Annotated in this window: 19 protein-coding genes; 12 read left to right on the forward strand and 7 right to left on the reverse strand. The window is 62.6% G+C overall.

Annotated features, from left to right (window positions below; genetic code table 11):
- Positions 1 to 13 precede the first annotated feature (13 nt).
- The gene (locus tag AWB67_RS01120) at positions 14 to 997 is read right to left on the reverse strand and encodes a 2-dehydropantoate 2-reductase (protein WP_087654381.1); all 984 of its coding nucleotides are present in this window, start codon (positions 995 to 997) and stop codon (positions 14 to 16) included.
- 85 nt (positions 998 to 1,082) lie between these two features.
- On the opposite strand from AWB67_RS01120, the gene nudC reads away from it, so the two are divergent.
- The 5 genes from nudC to AWB67_RS01145 all read left to right on the forward strand — a co-directional run bounded on the left by nudC (position 1,083) and on the right by AWB67_RS01145 (position 6,035).
- Positions 1,083 to 2,024: an NAD(+) diphosphatase gene (nudC, locus tag AWB67_RS01125; RefSeq protein WP_087654382.1), complete on the forward strand. Its 942-nt coding sequence runs from the start codon at positions 1,083 to 1,085 to the stop codon at positions 2,022 to 2,024.
- Between the two features lies 1 nt (position 2,025).
- On the forward strand, positions 2,026 to 2,709 hold the full coding sequence (locus AWB67_RS01130; RefSeq protein ID WP_327365089.1) for a HisA/HisF-related TIM barrel protein: 684 nt from the start codon (positions 2,026 to 2,028) through the stop codon (positions 2,707 to 2,709).
- Positions 2,710 to 3,023: 314 nt separating this feature from the next.
- The gene (locus AWB67_RS01135; RefSeq protein WP_087654383.1) at positions 3,024 to 3,890 is read left to right on the forward strand and encodes a manganese catalase family protein; all 867 of its coding nucleotides are present in this window, start codon (positions 3,024 to 3,026) and stop codon (positions 3,888 to 3,890) included.
- Positions 3,891 to 4,022: 132 nt separating this feature from the next.
- The gene (locus AWB67_RS01140; RefSeq protein ID WP_087654384.1) at positions 4,023 to 4,598 is read left to right on the forward strand and encodes a phasin family protein; all 576 of its coding nucleotides are present in this window, start codon (positions 4,023 to 4,025) and stop codon (positions 4,596 to 4,598) included.
- Between the two features lie 75 nt (positions 4,599 to 4,673).
- Positions 4,674 to 6,035: a glycerophosphodiester phosphodiesterase family protein gene (locus tag AWB67_RS01145; protein WP_087654529.1), complete on the forward strand. Its 1,362-nt coding sequence runs from the start codon at positions 4,674 to 4,676 to the stop codon at positions 6,033 to 6,035.
- On the opposite strand, the gene AWB67_RS01150 is transcribed toward AWB67_RS01145, so the two are convergent.
- Positions 6,036 to 6,527 carry a response regulator gene (locus AWB67_RS01150; protein WP_235024993.1) on the reverse strand — a complete coding sequence of 164 codons (492 nt, stop codon included), beginning with the start codon at positions 6,525 to 6,527 and terminating at the stop codon, positions 6,036 to 6,038. It lies immediately after the preceding gene.
- A 118-nt stretch (positions 6,528 to 6,645) separates the two neighbouring features.
- Between AWB67_RS01150 and AWB67_RS01155 the strand changes: the two genes are divergently transcribed.
- Complete coding sequence (locus AWB67_RS01155; protein ID WP_087654385.1) at positions 6,646 to 7,218, forward strand: peroxidase-related enzyme; 573 nt, start codon at positions 6,646 to 6,648, stop codon at positions 7,216 to 7,218.
- A 1-nt stretch (position 7,219) separates the two neighbouring features.
- Here the strand turns inward: AWB67_RS01155 and nhaR are convergent, their stop codons facing one another.
- Positions 7,220 to 8,113, reverse strand: coding sequence for a transcriptional activator NhaR (nhaR, locus tag AWB67_RS01160; protein ID WP_087654386.1), 894 nt, complete (start codon positions 8,111 to 8,113; stop codon positions 7,220 to 7,222).
- Between the two features lie 130 nt (positions 8,114 to 8,243).
- On the opposite strand from nhaR, the gene AWB67_RS01165 reads away from it, so the two are divergent.
- The 4 genes from AWB67_RS01165 to AWB67_RS01180 all read left to right on the forward strand — a co-directional run bounded on the left by AWB67_RS01165 (position 8,244) and on the right by AWB67_RS01180 (position 10,651).
- Positions 8,244 to 8,567, forward strand: a complete 324-nt coding sequence (locus AWB67_RS01165) for a TFIIB-type zinc ribbon-containing protein (protein WP_087654531.1) — start codon at positions 8,244 to 8,246, stop codon at positions 8,565 to 8,567.
- A gap of 54 nt (positions 8,568 to 8,621) precedes the next feature.
- Positions 8,622 to 9,128, forward strand: a complete 507-nt coding sequence (locus tag AWB67_RS01170; protein WP_087654387.1) for a CBS domain-containing protein — start codon at positions 8,622 to 8,624, stop codon at positions 9,126 to 9,128.
- Between the two features lie 220 nt (positions 9,129 to 9,348).
- Positions 9,349 to 9,621, forward strand: a complete 273-nt coding sequence (locus AWB67_RS01175; RefSeq protein WP_087654388.1) for a DUF1488 family protein — start codon at positions 9,349 to 9,351, stop codon at positions 9,619 to 9,621.
- Positions 9,622 to 9,976: 355 nt separating this feature from the next.
- Positions 9,977 to 10,651 carry a dihydrofolate reductase family protein gene (locus AWB67_RS01180; protein ID WP_087654532.1) on the forward strand — a complete coding sequence of 225 codons (675 nt, stop codon included), beginning with the start codon at positions 9,977 to 9,979 and terminating at the stop codon, positions 10,649 to 10,651.
- A gap of 44 nt (positions 10,652 to 10,695) precedes the next feature.
- Here AWB67_RS01180 and AWB67_RS01185 read toward each other — a convergent pair whose 3' ends face one another.
- The 3 genes from AWB67_RS01185 to AWB67_RS01195 form a co-directional block, all read right to left on the reverse strand.
- Entirely contained in the window at positions 10,696 to 12,933 is a 2,238-nt protein-coding gene (locus AWB67_RS01185) for an NADP-dependent isocitrate dehydrogenase (RefSeq protein WP_087654389.1), read from the reverse strand.
- Between the two features lie 187 nt (positions 12,934 to 13,120).
- Entirely contained in the window at positions 13,121 to 13,753 is a 633-nt protein-coding gene (locus AWB67_RS01190; RefSeq protein ID WP_087654390.1) for a LysE family translocator, read from the reverse strand.
- 123 nt (positions 13,754 to 13,876) lie between these two features.
- Positions 13,877 to 14,050 carry a hypothetical protein gene (locus tag AWB67_RS01195; protein WP_235024994.1) on the reverse strand — a complete coding sequence of 58 codons (174 nt, stop codon included), beginning with the start codon at positions 14,048 to 14,050 and terminating at the stop codon, positions 13,877 to 13,879.
- Positions 14,051 to 14,294: 244 nt separating this feature from the next.
- Between AWB67_RS01195 and AWB67_RS01200 the strand changes: the two genes are divergently transcribed.
- Positions 14,295 to 14,744, forward strand: a complete 450-nt coding sequence (locus AWB67_RS01200; protein WP_087654533.1) for an ester cyclase — start codon at positions 14,295 to 14,297, stop codon at positions 14,742 to 14,744.
- A 139-nt stretch (positions 14,745 to 14,883) separates the two neighbouring features.
- The gene (locus tag AWB67_RS01205; protein ID WP_087654392.1) at positions 14,884 to 15,573 is read left to right on the forward strand and encodes a carbonic anhydrase; all 690 of its coding nucleotides are present in this window, start codon (positions 14,884 to 14,886) and stop codon (positions 15,571 to 15,573) included.
- Here AWB67_RS01205 and AWB67_RS01210 read toward each other — a convergent pair.
- The gene (locus tag AWB67_RS01210; protein WP_087654393.1) at positions 15,570 to 16,169 is read right to left on the reverse strand and encodes a GNAT family N-acetyltransferase; all 600 of its coding nucleotides are present in this window, start codon (positions 16,167 to 16,169) and stop codon (positions 15,570 to 15,572) included. The genes AWB67_RS01205 and AWB67_RS01210 overlap by 4 nt on opposite strands.
- Between the last annotated feature and the right edge of the window lie 24 nt (positions 16,170 to 16,193).

Consider the following 16,193-nt stretch of genomic DNA (forward strand, 5'->3'; position numbering starts at 1 on the left):
CGATGTTCCTCGGTCAAGCTGAAGGGTAAAGCCCGAGCGTGCGCGCATGCAGGCGCGCCAGTCCGAACAGCGCGTTCGTGAACGGTGTCGCAACGCCAGTCATTCGCCCGAGTTCGCTGACGGCCGCCACCAGCGCATCCAGTTCGACGGACTTCTTCGCTTCGACGTCCTGCAGCATCGATGTCTTGATCGCGCCGAGTTTCAGCGTGACCGCGTGGCGATCGGCGGGCTCCTGGTCGATCGGAATGCCGAAGCGCGCGCCGATCTCCTTCGCCTCCAGCATGATGCTCGTGACGAATTCGCGCACGAGATCGTCGCCGAGAATACGGTCCGTCGTGGCGCCGGTGATCGCGCTGATCGGGTTCATCGTCATGTTGCCCCACAGCTTGAACCAGACTTCGCGCTGGATCTGCGCGGATGCTTTCGTCTCGAAGCCAGCGTCGTCGAGAAGCGCGCACAGCGTATCGACGCGTTCACTCGGCTGCCCCTTCGCCTCGCCGACGATCAGCCCGCGCCCCTGCTTGTGATGGATGACGCCGGGCGCGTCCGTCAGGCAGGCTGCGTGCACGACGCAGCCGAGCGTCTGCGCGCCGGGGATCGCCGCGGCGATGGCGCCGTCCGGATCGACCGATGCGAGCCGCTGGCCCGCGAACTCGCCCGCGAGGCCGTCGCAGAACCACCACGGCACGCCGTTCATCGCGGTGAGAACGAGCGTATCGGCGTTCAGGAGCGGCGCGATGTGCGCGGCCACCGACGGCATCGCGGGCGCCTTCACTGCGATTACGACGAGGTCCTGCGCGCCGAGGTCGGCGGGGTTTTGGCTCGCGCGCACGCTGGCGGTGTGCGTCGCGCCGTCCTCGACGAGGCGCAATCCGTTCTGCTCGAGCGCCGCGAGCGTCGCACCGCGCGCGACCACGCTCACGTCGTGGCCCGCCTGCGCGAGCTTCACGCCGATCCATCCGCCGATGGCGCCTGCGCCGTAAATGCATACCTTCATTGTCTGGCTCCTGATCTCTCTGCCCGCGTCATCGGACATGTCATGGTAAGTTGCAACCTGCGCGATCGTACCGAAAAATACTCCCATGTCCCTGTCTGATCCGTCCACCGCCCTCGGCTTTGCTTTCAATCCGCTCGATCGCCGCTCGCAGCAACGCGACGACGAAGCTTTCATCGACCGCCTGCGTCACGATCCATCGACGCGTTTTCTCGTCTTCACCGGCGACGTGCCCGTGCTGAAATCGGGCGACGTGCTCTTCACCGCCAACGAAGCCGCGCAATTCGGCGAACCGCTTCAATCGATCTTCCTCGGCGATGCCGACGGCCGCACGCTCTTCGCTTACGGTTTCGAAAAAAGCGCAGCGGAAGCGTCCGCGTCCGCGTCCGCCACGCCATTGGAACCCATCGACTTGCGTTCGATCGCATTGCGCGGCCTCGTCGAACCCGCGCTGCTCGGCGCGCTCGGCCAGGCGAAAGCGATGCTCGACTGGCATCGCCGCCATCGCTTCTGCGCGAACTGCGGCGAAAAAAGCCGCGTCGCGACCGCCGGCTGGCGCCGCCTGTGCGACGCGTGCGGCGCGCAGCACTTTCCGCGCGTCGATCCGGTCGTGATCATGGTCGCCATCGATGGCGAGCGGTGTCTACTCGGCCGCCAGCGCCAGTTTGCGCCCGGCATGTACTCGGCGCTCGCGGGCTTCGTCGAACCGGGCGAAACCGCCGAGGACGCCGTGAGCCGCGAAGTGCTGGAGGAAGCCGGCGTGCACTGCTCGGCCGTCACCTACTTCGCAACGCAGCCGTGGCCGTTCCCGTCGTCGCTGATGATCGGCTGCTTCGCGCGCGCCGACGATACCGATATCGTCATCGATACGACCGAGCTCGAGGACGCGCGCTGGTTCTCGCGCGCCGAAGTCGCGTCGATGCTGGACGGCACGCACCCCGACGGCCTCTCGGCGCCGAAGCCGTTCGCAATCGCGCATCATCTGCTGCGCGCGTTCGTCGAGCGGGGCGCGGCGGTCGTGCGCGGCTGACGTGCAAGTGCGCGTCATCCCGGTCGTCGATCTGCTCGATGGCGTCGCGGTGCACGCCGTGCGCGGCGAGCGCAGCCGCTATCGACCTGTCGCATCGCGACTGTGCAGCGGTAGCGATCCGGTAGTCGTCGCGCGAGCGCTCGTCGATTGTTGCGCGGCGTCGGTTCTCTATGTTGCCGACCTTGATGGCATCATGCGCGGCACGCCGCAGGCGGGGGCAGTTGCGCTTCTTGCCCGCGAGTTGCCTGGCGTCGAACTGTGGCTCGACGCCGGATTCACCGACCCCGCCAGCGCGCTCGCGCTGATCACGCAACTGCCCGACAACGTCACGCCTGTGTTCGGCAGCGAGACGTTGCGCGCGGACACAGCCAGCTATTTACCTCACGACGCCGTTCTCTCGCTTGACCAACGACACGCCATGCCGCTCGGCGACGCCACGCTCTGGCACGACGCCACGCACTGGCCATCGCGCGTGATCGTCATGTCGCTGGATCGCGTCGGATCGTTCGGCGGCCCCGATCTCGCGACCGTCGCCGATATCCGCCGACGTGCGGGAAACGATCGAACGATCGTAGGCGCAGGCGGCGTGCGCAATGTCGCCGACCTCAGCGCCGCCGCCGAAGCAGGCGCCGACGCATGGCTCATCGCATCGGCGCTGCATGAAGGAAGCATTTCTGCGCAATAGTTAGCACCGCAACTATCGGACGATCTTTCCTCCGCCGTCCATCTCATCGGCAAAGAGTTCACCACTAGGAAAACCGCGCTACGTCGGGAACGCCACATGCTGAAGCAGCCTCGCGAGTTTTATTTCTGCGCGGTTGACTCGAGCCGCGCGCCAGCCAGAGCGATGCACCACTCTGAGGCCCGACATGGAACGCGGCGATCGGCACTTATGCGCTATCCGCCCCGATTCGGGATTACGTCCCCACTATCGTGACGAAATCCGCGACCGTCCCCGGTAATTCGGCAAGACGCGCCGCATGACTCTGGAGCCACAACATGTTTGTCCACAATAAACGTTTGCAATACACCGTCCGCGTCGCCGCGCCGAATCCGGGCCTCGCGAATCTTTTGCTCGAACAGTTCGGCGGCCCGCAAGGCGAGCTCGCCGCTGCGTGCCGTTATTTCACACAGGCTGTCGGTGAAGACGATCCGGGCCGCAAGGACCTGCTGTTCGATATCGCCACCGAAGAATTGAGCCACCTGGAAATCATCGGCTCGATCGTCGCGATGCTGAACAAGGGCGCAAAGGGGCAACTCTCAGAAGCGGTGGAGAGCGAAGCCGAGTTGTATCGCTCACTGACCGGCGGCGGCAACGATTCGCACACCACCGCGCTGCTTTACGGCGGCGGCCCGGCGCTCACGAACTCGGCCGGTGTGCCGTGGACGGCGGCCTACATCGACACCATCGGCGAGCCGACCGCCGACCTGCGTTCGAACATCGCAGCCGAAGCGCGCGCAAAGATCGTCTACGAGCGGCTCATCAACGTGACCGACGATCCCGGCATCAAGGAAGCGCTGGGCTTCCTGATGACGCGTGAAATCGCGCACCAGAAGTCGTTCGAGAAGGCGCTGCATTCGATACAGCCGAACTTTCCGCAAGGCAAGCTGCCGGGCGTGCCCGAGTTCACGAACGTGTACTACAACATGTCGTCGGGCAACGATGCGCGCGGGCCGTGGAATGACGGGGCGGACTGGAAGTTCATCGAGGACCCGCAGCCGGCAGTCGATGGCGGCGATGGCCTCGCGACGGTCGGCGTATCGGCGGAAGACATCGACGTGCTGAAGGCAATGGCCGCGCGCACGGCCTCCGATGCCACTTCGGACCCGAAGACCGGCGCCGATCTGGGGTCGGGACAGGCTTGATCCGGTTCACTCCATAACAAGCGATCGTCCGGAACTCGGACGCGATGCCGCCGTCTGAACGGGCGGCGGCATCGAAGAGTTTTCGATTCCGTCATTACCGAGCGTCAAGCTCGACCTTCACAGGAGCGGTCAATGTTTCCTTACTCCACTCAACCTTTCTCATCGATAGCCCGGGCGAATTTCGCGGCGTTCCTCAACGTCTCCGGCCGCTTCGCCAGCGGCATCCAGCAACTGACGGAACTGAACATCCAGACGGTGAAGACCGTCATCGAGGAGAGCAATTCGCTGCTGCGTGCGGGCGAACAGGCGAGCGCCGGTGACGTGCTCGGCTGGCAATCGATCATGCTCGCGCAGTTGCCCGAGAAGGCGGCGTCATACAGCAAGCACTTCATGTCGATCATCACTTCAACGGAAGCCGACATCATCGAGGAAGCTCGCAGCCAGTACGAACGCAACGGCATCGAGATCAAGGGCGCGGTCGAACAAACCGCTCAAGAAGTGCAATCGGCAACGGAAACACAAGGCTCGATCCTTTCCGACGCGACAAAGACCGTGACAAACCAGATGGCCGAATCGACCGCCGACAGCGCGAGCGTCATCCTCGATGCAAGCGGCGAACTGGCGAGCAAGGCAGCCGAAACAGGCGAACAGGTGACCGATATCGCCGAGGCTACGACGTCGAAGGCAAGGTCGTCGTCCAAGCGCTGAAGCGGCGAGTCATACGGCGGTCATCGTCGGCGCGCCATAATCGGCGACGCTAAAAACGAGCCAATGGAAAACGCGATGATCCCTGCCAAAACCGCCGTCGCACTTGCCGCGTTCGCGGCACTCACTGCCTGCAACGGCAACAACGACAACAGCACGCCGGCAGCCACGCCGGCACCCACCGCTTTTTCCACGCTCGACGGCAACGCGCCGCTCGTGATCGGCCATCGCGGGCTTCCGGGGCTGCGTCCCGAGGAAACCCAGCCATCCTATGAACTCGCCGCGGACAACGGCGCGGACGCCCTCGAAGAAGACCTGCACCTCTCGAAGGATTGCGTACTCGTCGCGCGTCACAATCCCTGGCTGTCGGACAACACGAATATCGCGGATGTCGCGAAGACGAACGCATCGGTGGCCGCGAGAAAGCGCACCGTTCCCGGCGTGATGGTCAACGTGACGTGGCCGACCACGCCGACGAGCGGTCCGTCGCAATACCTCACCGACCTGACCGATCCGCAGAATCCGAAGTCCGTGCTGAAGTCGTTGATCGTGGATGGCGAGGATCACACGAACGACTGGTCGATCACCGACTTCACCGCGCAGGAACTCACGACGCTGATCGGCGGCACGACCTACGATGCCGCGAGCGAACGCCCGACCGAGTTCAACGGCAAGTCGCCGGTGATGACGTTCCAGCAGATCATCGACATCGCGAAGTCGAAGAGTCAGTCGAGCGGCCGCGCGATCGCCGTGTATCCGGAGACGAAGAATCCGACCTGGAACAACGCGCAGGCTATCGCGAACGGCTGCGGTGCGGCGGGCAGCCACCCGCTGGAAGATGCGCTGATCCGCATCCTCGACGGCAACAGCCTGAACACGCACGATTCCGCCGTCTACGTGCAGAGCTTCGAGCCGGGCAGCCTCAAGTACATGCGCAGCCACGGCCTCAAGACGAAGGTGGTGCAACTGATCGATGGCTACGATGTCGATTACCACACCGGCAACGTGATCTACAACGAGATCACCGACAGCCGCCCGTTCGACTGGACCGTCGCCGGCGATCCGCGCTGGTTTGACGCGATGCTGACGCCCGCCGGCCTCGCCGACATCAAGACGTACGCGGACGGCATCGGTCCGTGGAAGCCGCAGATCGTGCCGCTCACGATCACGCCGTATCCGGCATCGAGCGCTAGCGTCTCGACCTCGGCCGCGACGACGCAGCCCGCGACGAGCGTTATCGCCGATGCGCACAAGGCGGGTCTCTTCGTGCACGTCTTCACGTTCCGCAACGAGAAGAAGTATCTGGCAGCGGACTACAACGGCGATCCGAACGCGGAATACCTAAAGTTCTTCCGCCTCGGCGTCGACGGCGTGTTCACCGATTTCGCGAACACGGGCACGGCGGCACGCCAGGCTTACTTGAAGGAACTGGGACGCTGATCATTCCTGCGACTGTTGCAGGAAGTATTGATCCAGCACCTCGATGATGCGCGCAGGCTCGGCCGGTTTTACAAAGTACGCGTCAAACCCGGTGACCTGCGAGCGCTTCCAGTCGGCGTAATCGGTCGAACTCGTGTGCGCCATCAACATCATCGACGGATGCGCCGCGCGGATCACCTCGGCAGCCTCCCAGCCGTCGCCGAGCGGCATCGTCAGGTCGAGCAGCAGCGTGAACGGCCGCCACTTGCGCGCCACGCCAACCGCATCCAGCCCGGTATGCGCAGTGCGTACGACAAACCCCGCATCCTCCAGTAAAAGCACGGTCGCGCGCGTGGCGTCGATATCGTCATCGGCGATGAGGACGCGCCTTTCTTCCACTGGCGCCGGCATTGGGGGAATGCGCCAGATTGTTTCCCGAGGTGTGCGTTCGTTCGGTTCCATGCGCGTGTGATGGTTCGTGAAGTAGGAATGCTGCGGTACAGCAACCGTCATACCGCGACCGCCCTTCTAAGGGAAAACGTGAGGCGCGCGAACACTGGACGATAGCTGCACAGCCAGCCGCTACAATCGTCTCGCGACTCCTGCATGCCTTTGAAGAGGGACATACCCGATGAAGATCAGCCGCTACCCTGTGCCCGATCCCGATGCATGGCCGGACGACATTCGTGCACGCATCGTCGAAGTGCAGGATAAGGCCGGTTTCGTGCCGAACGTGTTTCTCACGCTCGCGCATCGCCCCGACGAATTCCGCGCGTTCTTCGCGTATCACGACGCGCTGATGTTGAAGGAAGGCGGCCTCACCAAGGGCGAGCGCGAGATGATCGTCGTTGCGACGAGCGCGGTGAACGATTGCCTGTATTGCGTCGTCGCGCATGGTGCGATCCTGCGCATCTACGAAAAGAATCCGCTCGTTGCGGATCAGGTCGCCGTCAATCATCGCAAAGCCGACATCACGCCGCGCCAGAAAGCCATGCTCGATTTCGCGCTTAAGGTGTGCCGCGCGTCGGGCAGCGTCGATGATGCGGACTTCGCGACCTTGCGCGGGCACGGTTTCTCCGATGAAGACGCGTGGGACATCGCCGCGATCACCGCGTTCTTCGGACTGTCGAACCGCATGGCGAACGTCATTTCGATGCGGCCCAACGACGAGTTCTATCTGATGGGCCGCGTGCCGAAGGCGTAGTTCAGGCGCCGAAGAGTTCGCTGCGCGCCGCGCTCAGTATCGACGCGATCGCCGGATGGCTGACGCGCCGCTCGATCGAAATGGAGAAGAACTCCTCGACGATCGTATCGATATGGCCGACCGCGCTCAACGCATGTTCGTTTTTCAACTGCGCCGCGAGCACCGTCGGCGCAAACAGCACGCCGCGGCCTTCGCGGCCGAACGCGATCGCGAGCGCCGCATCGTCGAATTCGCCGACGATGCGCGGCGCCACCCCCTGCGACTTCAGCCAGTAATCGAGCTTGCGCCGCACGGCTGATTCGGTGCCGGGCAACAGCACCGGCATGTCTTCGAGTGATGCAGGAAAGTCGCGCTCGGCACGCTTGACGAGCGACTTCGGCGCGTAACAACTGAGCGTCGAACGGCCGAGCAGATGGTTGAACGCCTTCACGTTGACACCGGATGGAATCGGCGCATCCGCGATGATCATGTCCAGCCGATGCACGGCCAGTTGCGCGAGCAGCGCGTGCAGGTTGCCTTCGTGGCAAATCAGCCGTAGCGATTCCGAGCGGTTCAGCGCCGGTTCGAGCAGACGATACGCGACAGCTTTCGGCACGGAATCGGCGAGACCCACGCGCAACTGCGTCTGCGTAAGCGCCTGGTCGCGCTTCACCGCGCTTTCCAGTTCCGCGCCGAGCGCGAAGATTTCATCAGCATAGTCGAGCACGAGCCGGCCCGCGTCCGTTACTTCGAGATTGCGCCCGCTCTTGCGGAACAGCTTTTTGTCGAGCGCGTCTTCCAGCAGCTTGATCTGCCCGCTCAGCGTCTGCGGCGTGATGTGCAGTTGCGATCCGGCGCGGGCCAGACTCCCCGCGCGCGCCGACACCCAGAAGTAGTACAGATGCTTGAAGTTCAAGACGGCCTCCGTGCGTGTAAACCATCCTTCGGTTTTCCCGAATGAAATAGATCGTAAATACGAGTTTTATATCACACGCATCTTCGATACATTGGTGACTGTCGTAAGCAAATTGAAGGAAATGACCGAGATGAAATGTCCTGTCTGCAAGACCCCGGATCTTCTAATGAGCGAGCGGGAAGGCATCGAAATCGACTACTGCGGGACGTGCCGCGGAATCTGGCTCGATCGCGGGGAACTCGACAAGCTGCTCGCGCGCATCGAGGAAAACGCCGTTGCACAGAGCCAGAAGCAAGTGCCACGCGAACGCTTCGAACACACGCAATACGGCGAGCGCGAGCGCCGCGCCGACTGGGGCACGCGCGATGACGACTACAAGAGCCATCGCGACCAGCGGCATCAGCCGTACAAGAAGAAGAAATCGTTGCTCAATGAACTGTTCGACTTCGGCTAAGGGTAAACAGCGAAGCGAAATTTTGAAGTTGATCTTTAATACGGAGCTCAGAAGATGGCAACTGTCAGGCAACTGTTGAATGCGAAGACCGATGTATCGGTCCATACGATCGACGTGGCGGCGAGCGTCTACGAGGCGATCGAAGTGATGTCGCGGCATGGTATCGGCGCGCTGGTGGTAACCGAGGGTGCGGCGGTTCGCGGCATCGTGACGGAGCGCGACTATGCGAGGAAAGTGGTGCTGCTGGAAAGGTCGTCGAGGAACACGGCAGTGGCCGACATCATGTCGCGCGCGCTGCGTTATGTGCGCCCCGGACAGAGCACCGATGAATGCATGGCGCTGATGAACGCTCATCGCATCCGGCATCTGCCGGTGATCGACGGCGGGCAACTGGCTGGGATGGTATCGATCGGGGATCTGGTGAAGAACCTCATCGACGAACAGCAATTCGCGATCGATCAGTTGCAGACGTACGTGCGAGGTGAAAGCCACGATGCGGGAGTGTCGACGCTAACGAGGCGCGCATCGTTGCCGCATGCGTTCGCGACCAGCCTTTCGTAAAGCCCCGCGGCGGAGGCTCTCACGCCTCCGCCACCGCCTTGAAGCGCACAGGCGTAAAACGCGCCTGCGATGCGTCCCCTTCAGTGCAAACCCTCTCCGACTCCTATAATCGGTAAAGACGCCCCTCGCGTCCGTGCCTGTACCTGAGAGCCGCGAGCGTGTCGACGCTGGCACGTCCCATGCTGTCGACCCCCTTGCGACTCAACCAAGGAGAGCAAACATGACCATTGCATTCAGCGGCCGACGTCACGTCGTAGCCGCTTCGCGCGTCGCGTTCGAGGCCAATGTCGAAGGTCGCGAGGTTTGGTGCAGCGTGTCGCTCGATGCGCTCAACGATCACTTCGGCAACGAAGGCACGTCCTCTCACGCGCTCCTGAGCACATTCGAAGGCAGCCGCATGCGCATCGAGGAAGCGGCCAAGCGCGTGCTGGAACACAACGGCGGACAGTCCGTCGAACTGGAAAGCAGCGACTTCAAGGGACCGTCCGTGTGACGATCCTCCGGCTTCGGTCGGAACTCCCGTAATTTCTCCCTCTTGAGGCGGCCAACGTGCCGCCCGTCCCCTCTCGTGCGTCGAACTGAACCCGACTGAGGCGCTTGTTCGCTCAATGGTCTCCCTTGCTGGTTTCGTAGACTGGGTTTGTGTCGAAATCCGGCACGCACGAGGAGAACGTCGATGATGCTGCGGAATTGGATCGTAGTGCTGGAGTGCGCGTATATGGAGTACACGACTTGGGGCGAGCGTCACGTTTTTCGGCGCACCGTGGGGTATGACCGCGTAGTCTGGTGCTGATGCGGGGTATGCGTCTTGCTGCTGGATTGGTCTTTTCAGCAGGGAGCACACCATGATGAAGCCTTACATCGTCGCGCACATGATGTCGTCAATCGACGGCCGCAGCCTCACCGGCGGCTGGAATCTCGACTACGCCAGCGATCTCTACGAAAGCACCGCCGCCACTTTCGAAGCCGATGGCTGGATTTGCGGCCGGGTGACGATGCAGGAAATCTCGCATGGCAAGGATTACCCGAGGGGGCTTGCGAAATCGCCGGTCCCGCGCACGGATTACTTCGTCGAACGCGACGCCTCGCAGTATGCGATCTCGATCGATCCGCAAGGACGTGTCGCGTGGAAGAGCAACACGGCGCTGAAATCGCATGTGATCGAAGTGCTCAGTGAGGACGTCCCCGACGATTTCCTCGCGTATCTGCAATCGATCGGCGTGTCGTACCTGTTTGGTGGCAAGAAGGATCTCGATCTGGCAGTTGTAGTCGATACGCTCGCGCGCGAGCTGGGCGTGAAGAAGCTGATCGTCGAAGGCGGCTCGCATGTTAGCGGCGCGTTCGTCAACGCGGGACTCGTCGATGAAGTGAGCGTGCTGATTCTGCCGCTCGTCGATTCACGCGACGAACATCCGTCGTCGTTCGAGGTTCCGATGGAGAAGTGGAAAGCGCCGGCCTATCTCAAGCTCGAATCGGTCGAGAAGGCCGGGCATGACGCGGTGTGGCTGCGTTATAAAAAATAACGGACGCGCTGCGTTGCACAGCGCGTCCCTAGCTCAAGAAAAGCTTAACGCTGGACCGAATCCAGCGCCTCGTTCAGCGTCTTGCTCGGACGCATCACGGTGGCGAGCTTGTCGAAGTCCGGTTTGTAGTAGCCGCCGATGTCCGCTTCCTTGCCCTGCACTTCCGCCAGTTCCGCGACGATCGCCTGCTCGTTTGCGGTCAACTGCTTCGCGAGCGGCGCGAATTGCGCGGCGAGTGCAGCGTCGTCGGTTTGCGCGGCGAGTTCCTGCGCCCAGTACATCGCGAGATAGAACTGGCTGCCGCGGTTATCGAGCTGGCCGGTCTTCGGCGACGGATTCTTGTTGTTCTCGAGCAGCTTGCCGGTCGCGGCATCCAGTGTCTTCGCAAGAATCTTGGCCTTCGCGTTGCCGGTCTTGATGCCGAGGTCTTCCAGCGACACCGCCAGCGCCAGGAACTCGCCGAGCGAATCCCAGCGCAGATGGTTTTCCTCGACCAGTTGCTTCACATGCTTCGGAGCCGAGCCGCCCGCACCGGTTTCGTACATGCCGCCGCCCGCCATCAGCGGAACGATGGAGAGCATCTTCGCGCTCGTGCCGAGTTCCATGATCGGGAACAGGTCGGTCAGGTAGTCGCGCAGGATGTTGCCGGTCACCGAAATCGTGTCGAGGCCGCGGATTACACGCTCGAGCGTGTAACGCATCGCGCGCACCTGCGACATGATCTGGATGTCGAGGCCGCTCGTGTCGTGATCCTTCAGGTAAGTTTCAACCTTTTTGATCAGTTCGGCTTCGTGCGGACGATACGGGTCGAGCCAGAAGAGCGCCGGCATGCCCGAGTTGCGCGCGCGCGTGACGGCGAGCTTCACCCAGTCGCGGATCGGCGCGTCCTTCACCTGGCACATGCGCCAGATGTCGCCTTCCTCCACATTCTGCACGAGCAGCACTTCACCGGTCGCGAGATCGACAATGCGCGCCTCGCCCGTTTCCGCCACTTCGAACGTCTTGTCGTGCGAGCCGTACTCCTCGGCCTGCTGCGCCATCAGGCCGACGTTCGGCACCGTGCCCATCGTGGCCGGATCGAAATTGCCGTTGGTCTTGCAGAAGTTGATCACTTCCTGATAGATGCGCGCGAACGTGCTCTCCGGAATCACAGCCTTCGTGTCCTTCGGACGGCCGTCGGCGCCCCACATCTTGCCGCCGATGCGGATCATCGCCGGCATCGATGCATCGACGATCACGTCGTTCGGCGCGTGCAGGTTCGAGATGCCCTTCGCCGAATCGACCATCGCGAGCTCCGGACGATGCTCATGGCACGCGTGCAGGTCGCGGATGATTTCCTCGCGCTTCGAGCTCGGCAGCGTTTCGAGCTTGTCGTACAGATTGACGAGACCGTTGTTCACGTTCACGCCGAGCTCTTCGAAGAGCTTGCCGTGCTTGTCGAACGCGTCCTTGTAGAAGATCTTCACCGCGTGGCCGAAGACGATCGGGTGCGAAACCTTCATCATCGTCGCCTTGACGTGCAGCGAGAGCATCACGTCGGTCTTGCGCGCATCTTCCATCTGCTCTTCGTAGAAGTCGCAGAGGGCTTTCTTGCTCATGAACATGCTGTCGATGATCTCGCCTTCCTGCAGCGCGACCTTCGGCTTCAGCACGATCGTCTTGCCGCTCTTCGTGACGAGTTCCATTTTCACGTCGCGGGCGCGGTCGAGCGTCATCGACTTTTCGCCGTGATAGAAGTCGCCATGCTTCATGTGCGCGACGTGCGTGCGCGACGCCATGCTCCACTCGCCCATGCTGTGCGGGTTCTTGCGCGCGTAGTTCTTGACGGCGCCGGGCGCGCGGCGGTCCGAATTGCCTTCGCGCAGCACCGGGTTCACCGCGCTGCCGAGGCACTTCGAATAGCGCTGGCGGATGGCCTTTTCGGCGTCGGTCTTGGGCTCCTCGGGGAAATCCGGGATCTTGTAGCCCTTGTTCTGCAGTTCCTTGATCGCTCCGATCAACTGGTGCACGGAAGCGCTGATGTTGGGCAGCTTGATGATGTTGGTGTCGGGCAGGAGCGTCAGGCGGCCGAGTTCCTTGAGGTTGTCGGGCACGCGCTGCGCTTCGGTCAGGAACTCAGGGAATTCGCCGAGAATGCGGCCTGCCACCGAGATGTCGCTCGTCTCGACGTTGATCCCGGCCGGCGCGGTGAACGTGCGGATGATCGGCAGGAAGGCGCTGGTCGCGAGCAGCGGAGCTTCGTCGGTGAGGGTGTAGATGATCGTCGGTTGCTGGGTACTCATCGCAGGTCTCAGGGTTGAAGGCGGGATGGGGCCGCGGGCGGCGGCAGGACCGAAGTCCGGCGCTAAACCCTGAATTTTGCCTGAATTTAGGGATGGGCGGCGGGGAGGTGGTGCGAGGCCGGCTGTTCAGTCTCCGCGTCGCGGTGTCAATGTAATAAATACATGCTGTTGCAGGTGGCAGTCTGTATCACTGATGGGAAGCCAACAACCGAATCCCAGCCACCCCGAACACTATCGCCAGACACCCATCCAGCCATCTGCGAACCGCGACATACCCCCGCCGCGCCGCCGCAGTCGAAAACAGCGCTGCGTAGCCCCCGAACACCGTCACGCCGATACACAAGCACCCGCCGACGACAGCCGCCATATGCGAATGGCTCGCCTGAGCCGGCGACGCCAGCGCGACAACCGATATCCACACGAGGATGGCCTTCGGATTCGTCAGATGCAAAAGGGCGCCGCGCGTGTAGAGCCGTCGCAGGGACTGTTCGCTCGCGGGTGACGTGCTGGCGACAGGCCTCGCCGTCAGCGCCGACTTTCCCGACTTGAACGCGAGCCACAACAAATAGACGCCCCCGAAAACCTTCACTCCGACGAGAAACCCCGACCACGCGAGGAGCGTCGCCGACAATCCAAGCGTCGCGAGCGTCGCCCAGAAAAACGATCCCGAGACGACGCCAGCGGCGAACGTCAGCGCCGCCTTGCGGCCGGAGGTCGCCGCGATCGACATGATCGCAAGGTTGCTCGGCCCCGGACTGGCCGTTCCGACGAAGTAAGCCGACCACGCGAACAGAAGGTTCGCGGTGAAGAACGCGGTCATGGAAGTGTCCAATCGTTTCGATGACGAGCCTTGAAACGCGGCTCGAGTGCGCAGTGAACGATTGTCGAAGAAACGCTTCGGCCGAACCATGTACGGTTTGCGCGCGCGACGACGGGCCACTAGCTAACGCACGCACTCGTCCGGCCGCGATTTGGAACCGCGACGCTCCGCCGGCACCTTGCAATTGTCGACGCGCTGGTCGTCGCTTGCCTTGTCGCCCAGGCGCTCCTTGAGCGTCTTCGGCGCTTGCGATTCGGCATCCGATGCGGCGCTTTCCTGCTGTGTCGCCACCGCCATCGATGATCCCGTCATGGCGACCAACACAGCGCAGAGCACTACACGCATGGCTATCAACCCTATGGCGAAGGCAAAGAAACAGCTTACCGCTCCACACCGCCTCGAACACTCCGTTTCTTGCTGCCTGATCAATATGTATTTCCCCGCAAGAATCGGGGCGTCGGCAGCGCATCGCGTCGATATCTTCGAGGCTGAGAGAAGCAACCGGCTTCTCTTTCCGACACAGCCATTCGAGGAAATCACCATGTCCAAGGAAGACGACAACAAGGCAATCGTAGGCCGCTGGTTCACTGATTTTTGGGGCAAGACTTGCAATCTCGACATCGTCGACAAGCTCGCCGCGTCCGACATGCTCCTGCAATACTCGCTGCACGAACCGCGCCGCGGCCGCGACGACATCAAGGCGTTCATGCGCGGTTTTCGCGAAGCCTTTCCCGATCTTGAATTCTGGGGCGCGGCCGAACTCATCGCGGAAGGAGACTACGTCGTCGGCCGGTGGGAAGGCGGCGGCACGCATACGGGCCCTGCTTTCGGCGACTTCAAAGTCGGATCGCTGCCAGCGGCGACAGGGCGCAAGATGCACTTCACCGGAACGACGGTGCTGCGGCTGAAGGACGGCAGGATCGTCGAGGAGATCGGTCTCGACGACGGCGTTACCGCGCTGCAGCAGCTTGAGCTGATTCGCGTGGGATGATTGTCACGACGGCCGGGCAACCCCCGGCCTTTCGTCCGGCCAAAACTTGCAACTTGCAAGCACGTTCCTTATCGTCGTGTTGAAATACACTTGATCGCCACGGCCGTTCTGAGCCGAACCCCACGACAAGGCCCCACCCATGTCCGACACCCAACCGCGCAGCGAAAACCACGACCTGCTCTACCTCCTCCAAGGCGCCGACGAATTCAGCCGCGACGTCTTCCCCGACAGCGCCGAACTCTTCAAAAGCCTCGCCGAGCACCAGTCGCCGCATACGCTGTTCATCGCCTGCGCCGATTCGCGCGTGTCGCCGGAGCTGATCACGCAGACGCGCCCCGGCGAGCTCTTCGTGTGCCGTAACATCGGCAATATCGTGCCGGGTTACGGCGAGATGCTCGGCGGTGTGTCGGCGGTCGTCGAGTATGCGGTGCTCATGCTGAACGTGAAGCAGATCGTCATTTGCGGCCACTCGGACTGCGGCGCGATGAAGGGCCTGGCGTTAGGCGCGACGCTCGCGGACGACATGCCGACCGTCCACGCGTGGCTGCGAAACGCGGAAGCCGCGCGCAGCGTCGTGACGGCGAGAAAGCTCGTGCCCGAGCGCGTCGTGCAGGCAATGGTCGAGGAAAACATCCGTCTGCAATTGAATCATCTGCGCACGCATCCCGCCGTGGCCGGGCGGCTCGCGCTCGGCACGCTGCAGATTCAGGGCTGGGTGTACGACATCGGGCACGGCAGTGTCTCGGTCTTCGATGAAGCCGACGGCGCCTTTCTCACCACTACCGAAGCCCGCACGCGACTCGCGCAAAAGCCGTCGAGCGGCGCCTAACGTGCCATTTTCGCGAGCAGCATCGCCTTCACGTCAGGCCATTCCGAATCGATGATGGAAAAGCGCACGGAGTTGCGCACGCGGCCATCGGGCATGATGCGTTCGTGGCGCACGATGCCTTCCTGCTTCGCGCCGATGCGCAGGATCGCGGTGCGCGACTTCTCGTTGAGTTCATCGGTCGTGAATTGCACGCGAACCGAGCGCATCACCTCGAACGCATGCGCGAGCAGCAAAAACTTCGCCTCGGTATTGACCCCCGAGCGCTGCATTGACTCGCCGAGCCACGTATGCCCGATCTCGAGCTTCCGGTTGACGCGATCGATCTTCCAGAAGCGCGTACTGCCGACAGCGCGTCCCGAATCCCGCATCACGATGACGAACGGCATCACCGTCCCGGCGTCGCGGCCTTCGAGTGCTTTGGCGATGTATTGCTCGATCGTGTCGGGTCCGGGCACGACCGTCAGCTTCATGTTCCATAGCTCGCCGTCCGCGGCCGCGCGCAGCAGGTCGGGCGCGTGTTCGCGTTGAAGCGGACGGAGTTCGACGGTCTTGCCGATGAGAACCGGCTGCAGGGGAGAAGCGGCGTTGTCGTTCATGACGGCATTTACAAGAGGAGGCTC

The sequence above is a fragment of the Caballeronia terrestris genome (assembly GCF_001544515.1).
GTDB classification, from domain to species: Bacteria; Pseudomonadota; Gammaproteobacteria; order Burkholderiales; family Burkholderiaceae; genus Caballeronia; species Caballeronia terrestris.